A 9,395-nucleotide genomic window follows, 5' to 3' on the forward strand; every position below is an offset into this window, starting at 1 on the left:
CACCGAATCTAGCGCAGCGTTCCCCAGTTGCGTCAATGTTCACAGTCGCGGTTTTTTCTTAACGCTCGCACTTGACATTCAAGACAGTCGCTACGCAAATTTATTTTTACGGCTTAACTGAACCGTATTAGCCCATAGTTGCGTTTTCTTCTGCTGTTTCTGAGTTAGTAGTTTTGACCTTTTCAAGAAAACGAGATATCCAAGGTAAAGCCACCATAATTACTGTTAAAACCATCAGAAATAAAGCTATTCCATAAATTTGATCGCGGTGAATTTCTAGTACACCGCGTAAAATCACCTCTCTTAAAGCAGAAACAATAGTAATTTCTACTGCTGCGGTAACAGATGTTCGCTGTTGTTGTAGATGGTCAATTAACAGGCGGAACAACTCTACTAAAATCAAAATGAACAGGATATCAGATGTTACTTGTCGTAAATCTAATGGACTCAAAAAGGAGAAGAACATATCTCCCAGTCGGATGAGCATTACACAGAATAAACCAAGGCAGAGAGAAATGATAATAAAGTCTTGAAAAAATTCCAGATTACGTACAATTGTATTTCTTTGTAACCAGTTATTGAAACTTAAAGTTATCCCCTTTAGCATGGTATTTCCTAATAGATTAGATTCATTTATCTCCATAACTCAAATAGTGCTGAGTATCTAGCATCGATTACTCAGCACTTGGAACTGTATTCAATCCCCATTTAGCTATGGGGTTTAACTCAGCCCTATTAAACTATTTGGAACCGTTGAGTTTATGGACTGTTTCGGCGGTTTTCATCTTTGATGCTGCGGTTGTTAAGTTATTCGCAGCCTTGATGATCTCTTCTAAGGTTTCGTTAACCAGATTCTCATCAAGGGAGGTTTCTGATAAGTAAGTTTCGATGAAAATCTCCACTCGACTAACAATTATTTTGCTTTGAGAGCGTAGTCTGTTGAGGTCTTTGGTAGATAGATTATTCATTGTTTGAAGCTCCTTTGGTTTCGCGGGTTAATTCTACATTTTTGATCAGCAATTCTCAGTCAAAGAGCAATTCTTACAGTTCAGCCCTTTTTTGAAAGATAAAGCTTGCTGGAATACCAGTTAAATTGTTCGCCTGTTGACTGCTTAAATGCCTTAAGATTCCCCAAATTCGTACAAAGGTTTCAAGCAGGAGATATTGCTATATCTGACAAGTTAGCGAGTCTTTACGCACCGAAATCATCTTTGGAGACTGAAGTGTAGGGTTTTGAGTCTTTAAGCTTTGGTGCAGATATCAGAAGTTATCCTCTGGTCGCTGTAGCGTGTAGTTTACTTAAGGTTAGTGGTGTTCAGATCCCCGACTTCTTTAAGAAGTCGGGGATCTAGTGGTCTGTCAAATTAATTTTGATGGTTAAAGAGACGCGATAAATCGCCGTCTCTACAGGAAACCTATCCATCAATTATTTATTGACAAACTACTAGAGGTAGGGTGGATGTTTAGAGTTCTCTGTGTCTTCTGGCTGTTGACTCCTTTTATAACAACTTGAAGCCGAAGTTATTCAGAGTCTCACGCAAATCTTTACACCCTTTTAAATAGTCTAAAGTGGCTATTCGCTCGGCTGAATGTTGCGACCAATCACCAGCGACATTCATCTTTTGTTCAGTGTAGAACTCTTTCATGATATCATTATAGTGAGCGATCGCTTCATCTTGCTCTGCTAATTTATAGGTTTCCCGATGGAATACAGCTGGCTGAGGTAGGCGCGGCTTAACAACAGGTTGTGCTTCAGGATTGGGATAACCCACACACAACCCAAACACAGGGAACACAAAAGGTGGCAAATTCAATAATGTGGCTACCTCTTGAGTGCTTTTGCGGATTGCGCCGATATACACCGTTCCTAAACCAACAGATTCAGCAGCGACAATCGCATTTTGCGCTGCGACTGAAGCATCGACTATTGCTTTAACTAACAGTTCTACGTAATCCAGAGCTACGGGAGTTAGTCCGCGACTGTCAGCAACATGAGCCAGACGACCTAAATCTGCTAACCAAATGAAGAATACAGGAGCCTGGTTAATCCATACTTGGTTATTAGCCAGCCTGCATAATTCGGCTTTGCGCTCTTGATCTTCAACTGCTACTACACTCCAGGTTTGCATATTAGCTGAACTAGGAGCAGATTGAGCAGCTGCAACTAGCCATTCTAGGGTTCCTGGTGGTAAAGGATCAGATAGATAAGACCGGACTGAACGGTGAGCTATTAGCGTTTCTAGAGAATCGTTCCAGTCAATTTCGTGATTGAAGGGAACTTCACCGTAGCGCGATCGCAGTAGTTCTGTAGGATTAGTCATAGTCAGCTTTTGAATTTGAACACTTTTTGACGATTTCAGAGGGATTACTAACGACGAAAAACGTACCGATTTTGGATTTGGGATTAAAAAGTTTTTTGGCCAAGTACCCAATGGTCTTTTTCAATCCAAAATTGCAAATCTAAAATCCAAAATTGTTTGATTGCTATGCAGCTAGCTGGGTTTCTCCAAAATCTGAAAGACGATCGTTCCGAAAAAAAGCAACTCGTAAGGCTAGCCGAGACTCAGATGCAGGGCAAGTCAGCGGAGTTACCGTATGCCAAGAATTGTCAGAACGGGCGATCGCAACTGAGGAATCACTAAGGGGTAGAATATCTTGAAAGACAGATTCCGGTTGTGAGTCTTTGAGAATTCGCAAACAGCCTCCCCACTCTACAGACCATTGTTGATTGAAAAATAGCAGATGAGTTAAAACTTTGTTCGGCTCGTCTGTATGAGGGTGATGCAACTGTCCTGAGCTATACCGGCGAAATCCAATATCCATTACACAGTCTTTTAGTTCCAACCCAGACATTTCGGCTATGGCTGCGCGGTAAGAATCTGTCCACAATCCTTCTATCAACTGTCGCCAGACTTTACTCAGGTGTCTCAAGTCATAAGTAAGTCTGCCTTGTGCCATCCGCTCTCGCCAGCGATTATCGCTAGATTTGAGCATTAAGGAAATATCCTCGCTAGTAGCAAGCATCTTTCCCCAAGAGTATCCATATCCCTCTCCCTCCGACAGGCGAAACTCTTCATGGGGAAAACTCGCAGTTAGTTCTAAGCTGGCTTCTGGTGAAAGCAGGTTTTTGATCAAAGCCCAATTGTATGGGACTTTTTGCATTGCTGTGGCACGAATGGAATCAAAATTAAGCATGGTAGAAAAAACGCTTTAGTAGAATTAACCAATCATGATTACCCTGGACATCAAGTGGCATTGAACTAGGGACTGGGGACTGGGAAGATTTAGATGGGAATTTAGATCCCAAGCAAACCTGATTCATATTTTCTTGCCCAGTACCCAATACCTAGTACCCAGTACCCAGTACCCAGTCCCAGATCCCCCATCCCGATCGCAATAATTTTGTAGGATTTGTCATATTCAACTTTTGAACTTGAACGCTTTTTTACAATTTCAGAGGGATCACCAACCCCATTACAAATTTGTTTGGCTACAAAACAACTGACTTTCCCGATAGCGATTCTTCACCACTGCTCAAAGTAGGTCAAGATCAACCTCCCCAGAATCAAACTGCTTTTCCTGCTGTTTGAGTGATTTTGTTTGGAGACTACGCAACAGGGAGCGCAAAACATCAGTCTTAGCGCGTCGGAACCGCTTGCAGTAATGCTCTAGAAGTTGCCGTTCTTCTGGAGACAATTGAAAAGTGATCCATCCCTGCTCTTTTCTTGGCATAGCTACTACCAACAATATTGGTAGTATTCTAGCAGTTGGTACAATAACTGCGCTCGTTAACCAGAGACGGAATTGTGATACTTTCTTAACCTTCCCGACTCCCCATTCCCCTATAAGTTCACCTTTGGGGAACAAAACTCAGGAGTTCTTCAACCGTGAGACTGCGCTTAACTTTTACTGACTCATGCTTTACAGCATCCAGCACTGATTGAATTTCTGGCTGACTGAGTATGATTCCATGTTCTTGCAGCACACTGATGATCAGATGCCGACCGGAATGTTTGCCTACTACTAAGCGACGTTCCCAGCCAACATCTTCTGGTGCAAAGGGTTCGTAAGTACCGGGATTTTGCAACACACCATGAGCATGAATGCCCGACTCGTGTGCAAAAGTATTTTCACCGACGATCGCTTTCCAAGGAGGAACTGGCCAGTTAGCAGCTTTCGCAACTAACCGTGACAGTTCCAGTAACCGTTTTGTATTAATACCCGTTGGGATGTTGTAGAGGTGTTTGAGTGCCATCACCATTTCTTCCAACGCCGCATTACCTGCGCGTTCGCCAATCCCGTTGACTGTAGTGTTGACTGATAGCGCCCCTGCTTCAATACCAGCTAGGGAGTTGGCCATTGCCAGCCCAAAATCATTATGTGTGTGCATTTCTATAGGAATGAATAGATGATGCACAAGGGAGCGAACTTTGCTGAAAGTAGTCAGAGGGTCGAGAATTCCTACAGTGTCACAGAAGCGAAACCGGAAAGCTCCCAACTCTTGAGCATAATACGCCACATCTAGTAGGAAAGATTCATCGGCTCTGGAAGAATCTTCTCCACCAACAGATACAGCTAAACCGCGATCGCAAGCGAAATTAATCGCATCACGCAGCAGATCCAGCATTACCTGTTGCTTACCCCCAAACTTGGCGGCAATCTGAATTTCTGAGACAGGAACGGAAATATGCACCCGTTCCAAACCACAATCTATAGATGCCTGAATATCGGACAATTTAGCACGGTTCCAGCCAAGTAATTGGGCATTTAATCCCAGATTAGCGATCGCTCGGATCGATTCTGCTTCTTCTTGCCCCATTGCCGGCACGCCAATTTCCAATTCTGGAACACCAATAGCATCAAGAAAAGTTGCGATCGCAATTTTTTCTTCAACATTAAAGGCTACACCTGCGGCTTGTTCGCCATCTCGCAAGGTTGTATCGTTAATCTGAACGGGATGTTTGTTCATAGTGAAGTCATGATTCATCATTGGCTAACTTGTTGGGTGACTCAATTTTGGATTTTGGATTTTAGATTGACCCTATGGATGAATGCTCTTTCTTCCCTACGGGACGCTGCGCGAACAATCAAGAATTTTGGATTTTAGATTTGTTCTCGCGTTTAAATTCGGGGGCTTCTCTACGAGACGCTACGCGAACAGACCTTTTTAAATTTTAAATTTTGAATTATTCAATCCAAAATCCAAAATTTAAAATCTAAAATTCGGTGATTTTGATTTGCTTGAGTAATTCGTAATTGAAAGACAGAGCAGCTAACTTGAGTTGTGGAAACTAAAAGACATATTTCTTAGCCGTAGGGTAATAATTACGAATTACGAAATATTTGCTACAACTTCCCCAATCTTGCTAGTGTCATAGCCGCCGAGGATCTCTAATTGCGATCGCACTAGCTGATGTCCCAAGATACTGAGGAACTGTTTTACTGGTTCTTCTTCCAAGTATTCTTTAATAATCACTAAGTCGTATCGCGCACTATGAAGGGGGATAAATCCCAACCCAAAGGCAGCAGCTATAGATGCTGTACTGATCCCGGCATCAGCCATTCCTGACACTACAGATAAGGCAACATCTTGATGGCTGTGGACGATATGGGTAAATCCTTTCACACTCGGAAATGGCACTCCTTCTTCTTGGAGTTTCCGTTCTAAAAGCATCTGACCGCCAGAACCCGCTTCATGAGTGACAATAGTTGCTCCAAATTCTACTAAGTCGGAAACTGTTTTAATTCCCCTTGGGTTTCCTGGTGGGACTAACAAACCTTCTTCCCAAACTCCAAGGGTAATCAAAACGGCACTCTTACCTCTTAAGGCTTCCCGTACAAAGGGGATGTTATGTTCTCTAGTTTTGGGATCGTATAAGTGCATTCCTGCAATATGAACTTCACCTTGGCATAGACTACGTAATGCCGCCTTGCTGTGGGCAAAACGATAATGAATTCGCAATTGCGGATGCCAACGTTCAGTTGCTCTTGCCAAGAGGGAAAGCACAGGTGTACAGCCAGCAATCACAACTGTATTGTGTAGTTTGTCTATATCATCCAGAAGCCGAACCAGGACTTTATTTGTACCGTTTTGGCTCTGTGCTTCACCCTCCGATTGACGCTCATTACTAGCTACTTCTGACGCTAACGGCAATTTGCTGATGCCAGTTACCTCTTTTACCCTTACGGATGACGCTCCTACGTCGCTACTGCTTGCGCCAACCCCAGCATCAGGGTAGATCACTGCAAGCGTCTCACCATCAGCTGGAATCATTTCGATCCGAAAAGCATCATTCCCAACGAGGGGATAAGCTATCCATTGATTCCCAACCCGCGCTAGACTAACTCGTGATTGCTCTTGCTTAGGGACTGATCCCGCAAGAATTGCCTCAACTTCTGGTAAATCTTCTTCAAACCAGAATAAGTCCTCGACTTGGCAACCAAGCGCCTTAGCTAAACGTAGAGACATAGCAACAGAAGGAGCATATTGCCCTAATTCCACACCACCAATACTCTGACGAGTTACGCCAGCTATATTAGCTAATTCTTGTTGACTCATGCCCAAGCGAGTTCTAATTGACTTCAGGTTATTACAAAGATTCACATCCAGTTTCATGAGGCTGTATCTCTCCGTTAGAAAAAGCCGCAGTGGACAAACTTAAATTTGTTGGGTCAATCGCAAGGTTTTCTAGTGTTTGCCGTTTTTGTTGAAAGACATATTGATGTTTTGACAATCTCACTTACTTGCTGCAAGCATAGCATACATATCGCTAATATACTTGCCTTTTTGGATACTATTTAGCAATTTAGCGTAGCTTGCTGCCGTCGGCATCGCCTTTTCATCATCTGCCAAGCAAGGCGATGCCTACAGTGCCAAACTACTAGTCCGCCAAGTCAACAATGCTTGGTTTGTAGTAAGCGCTTTAGCGCTCAAATTAAGGACTAAAGTCCTAACTACGAACTTATTCACCCATCAAAGTTGGTGTGGTGGACTACTACGTCACCAACAGAAAACTTAGTCTGAGTGCGGTAAGTCCTGATCTAAATGCCAATTGCCTTTTTTAGTTGGTACCGCCACCCACTGGAGTTCCAACCATAAGATCGGGTTCTTTTCCTTCAACTTTGAGGCGGGATCGCGAATAATGCGTGTGGCATTTATGCAAACAGCCTGACATATCCCCAAATCTTGAGCAACGCCTCTGAAAACATCTTTGTTGTCATTAATTGAGGCAAACAACATATTAGGATAATAAACAACAAAATGTTGTATGAGTTTTGGAGGACAGCCCCAGTAAGAGTTTACGAGTTCGACGTGGCAGTACTGGAGCAACTCACCTACTTTGGCACAGCGTTTCTTGACTACGGTGATAAATTTTTGGACTAAAACCTCTTCGGTCAACATAATGAGTTCTCCTCCTTCAATGAGGTAGACGAATTTTGGCGTGGTTCAGAACGCCGATTTCTCAAATGGTGTTAAGAAGTTTACGCAGTTTTTTCTGCTTTTTCGAGTCAGAGATTGCCAATTGCTCCAGACACTTTGTATGAGGGATAACCCCTACTGCATCGTCCTATTCAAGAGGCATCTCCGAAAATGAATCTGCAACCCTTGTGGAGCTTGAGGTGATACCTAATGTTTGGAGGTGTCTAAACAACCCAAACTGTACCAGCAGTTCCTCTAGCTGCTCGTTAGACATAGATTTCGGAGTGACAAAATCTGTATTCTGGTCAATTGCCATTGCCAGGTTGCGATAGTGCTGCGCCTGTTCACACTCAGGAGCATACTCAATCACCGTCTTGCGGTGGAACTCTGCTTGCTGCACCATATTGTCTCTGGGTATAGAGTAGATCATTTGAGTCCCCAGTTTCTCTGCCAGAGCTTTGATCAAATCATCTTCCTCATCGACTTGGCGAGAGTTGCAAATCAATCCTCCTAGACGTATACCGCATATCGGCGCATACTTTTGAATACTTCGGCAGATGTTGTTGACGGTATACATTGCCATAATTTCCCCAGAAGTAATGATGTAAACTTCTTGAGCTTTACGTTCACGAATGGGCATGACAAATCCACCGCATACCACGTCACCCAGACCGTCATAAAATGTATAATCAAGTCTAACTGCATCATCATAAGCACCAAGTTGTTCCAGCAACCCAATTGATGTCAGAATGCCTCTACCTGCACATCCCACACCAGGTTCCGGCCCACCCGATTCCACACACAGCGTCTTCCCCCATCCCACCTGGCGGAAGTCTTCTATATTCACATCATCATCTTCTTCTTTACGCAACGTATCAAGTACAATCTTCTGGTGGAATCCCCCCAAGAGGAGCCGGGTGGAGTCTGCTTTTGAGTCACACCCTACAACCATCACCTTACGATCCAGATCAGTGAGTCCAGCCACTACATTTTGAGTTGTTGTGGACTTGCCAACTCCCCCTCTTCCATAAATAGCGATTTTCCGCATAAAAACCTCAATAATGGCGCAGACTTATTAATTCGGCTCCCAGATTATGGTGTAATCAAGCAGAGTATCGAATCAAATTGAAGTTGTAATTCTTGAAAGTACTTACTACCCAGCTTGTAACTGCATTGATGCTGTTAGATAGTGGACATCAGCCGTCTATTCAGCACTATAAATATTGCAGTTATTTGCTAGAAATTAAACAACTTCTTACAGATATGGCAGTAAATATTAGTGGGATGCGAGATACAACAAGGGTGCTAAAAATTAGTGACAATCCTGTCACCAAAAATTAAAAAAACTTCCATAGATACGGCAGGTGCATGAGAATTTTTACTTCATCACAGCAAGACAAGTATTATTTTCGCTGCAAAGAAGATACATAAAAAAATCAGTCCAGCCTACGCTATGGTAATGGCTTCGCCAAACGAAAAACCGATTTTTAGGCGGTTTTGCTCCACTTCGATTAACGTTATGCCATCACCAATAACTGATGAGGCTGGCTGATACTCACTTCAAAGGAATCTAAGGAGTTTTTATTCTGGTATTAGATTCCCTATAAATAAAGAATATCATACATCTGGCCAATTTACTTGCGCTGACAAACTAATTTACAAACAGTATTCGTGGTTACAATTACTCATTAGCTAGAAAGCTTAAAAGCAAACAATTGCGTTTTTTCTATTGTTTTGATCTGAGCAAATATCGCCGATTTATCCAACTGAAGCATCCAGAATCAGGATAGCAATTAAATCATTAATGCTCTTATATATAGTTAGAACAGTCTGTCTATTTACTTTAGTAAAAGTCTTATATATAAAAGGATTAAAGTCGCTTAAAAACTAGACAGAACTGTCTATTATAAACTGGTTTTATTTCCATTTTCCAATATTAATTCGCGTTATTGTTATCAAGATTACTATTATTAAT

Annotated in this window: 10 protein-coding genes; 1 reads left to right on the plus strand and 9 read right to left on the minus strand. The window is 42.5% G+C overall.

From position 1 onward, the window contains the following. Positions 1-127 precede the first annotated feature (127 nt). From V7L07_RS28465 to nifH, 9 genes are all read right to left on the minus strand, one after another. The gene (locus V7L07_RS28465) at positions 128-607 is read right to left on the minus strand and encodes a phosphate-starvation-inducible PsiE family protein (protein WP_335062464.1); all 480 of its coding nucleotides are present in this window, start codon (positions 605-607) and stop codon (positions 128-130) included. 133 nt (positions 608-740) lie between these two features. Beyond that, positions 741-968: a hypothetical protein gene (locus tag V7L07_RS28470; protein WP_335062466.1), complete on the minus strand. Its 228-nt coding sequence runs from the start codon at positions 966-968 to the stop codon at positions 741-743. 531 nt (positions 969-1,499) lie between these two features. Beyond that, a complete protein-coding gene (locus tag V7L07_RS28475) occupies positions 1,500-2,321 on the minus strand; it encodes an NADPH-dependent oxidoreductase (RefSeq protein WP_335062468.1) in 822 nt (273 codons plus the stop codon). A gap of 163 nt (positions 2,322-2,484) precedes the next feature. Further along, on the minus strand, positions 2,485-3,195 hold the full coding sequence (locus V7L07_RS28480) for a 2OG-Fe(II) oxygenase (protein ID WP_335062469.1): 711 nt from the start codon (positions 3,193-3,195) through the stop codon (positions 2,485-2,487). A gap of 339 nt (positions 3,196-3,534) precedes the next feature. Next, positions 3,535-3,732: a hypothetical protein gene (locus tag V7L07_RS28485; protein WP_335062471.1), complete on the minus strand. Its 198-nt coding sequence runs from the start codon at positions 3,730-3,732 to the stop codon at positions 3,535-3,537. 118 nt (positions 3,733-3,850) lie between these two features. Continuing rightward, positions 3,851-4,969, minus strand: a complete 1,119-nt coding sequence (nifV, locus tag V7L07_RS28490; protein WP_335062473.1) for a homocitrate synthase — start codon at positions 4,967-4,969, stop codon at positions 3,851-3,853. A gap of 363 nt (positions 4,970-5,332) precedes the next feature. Beyond that, entirely contained in the window at positions 5,333-6,616 is a 1,284-nt protein-coding gene (locus V7L07_RS28495) for a substrate-binding domain-containing protein (RefSeq protein ID WP_335062475.1), read from the minus strand. Positions 6,617-7,015: 399 nt separating this feature from the next. Beyond that, a complete protein-coding gene (locus tag V7L07_RS28500; protein ID WP_335062477.1) occupies positions 7,016-7,402 on the minus strand; it encodes a hypothetical protein in 387 nt (128 codons plus the stop codon). Positions 7,403-7,568: 166 nt separating this feature from the next. Further along, positions 7,569-8,468, minus strand: a complete 900-nt coding sequence (gene nifH, locus V7L07_RS28505) for a nitrogenase iron protein (protein WP_335062479.1) — start codon at positions 8,466-8,468, stop codon at positions 7,569-7,571. A gap of 92 nt (positions 8,469-8,560) precedes the next feature. Here nifH and V7L07_RS28510 point away from each other — a divergent pair, with 92 nt between their 5' ends. Then, positions 8,561-8,761 carry an IS1-like element transposase gene (locus V7L07_RS28510; protein ID WP_335062481.1) on the plus strand — a complete coding sequence of 67 codons (201 nt, stop codon included), beginning with the start codon at positions 8,561-8,563 and terminating at the stop codon, positions 8,759-8,761. The last annotated feature ends 634 nt before the right edge of the window (positions 8,762-9,395 follow it).

Source organism: Nostoc sp., from assembly GCF_036916985.1.
GTDB lineage: Bacteria > Cyanobacteriota > Cyanobacteriia > Cyanobacteriales > Nostocaceae > Nostoc.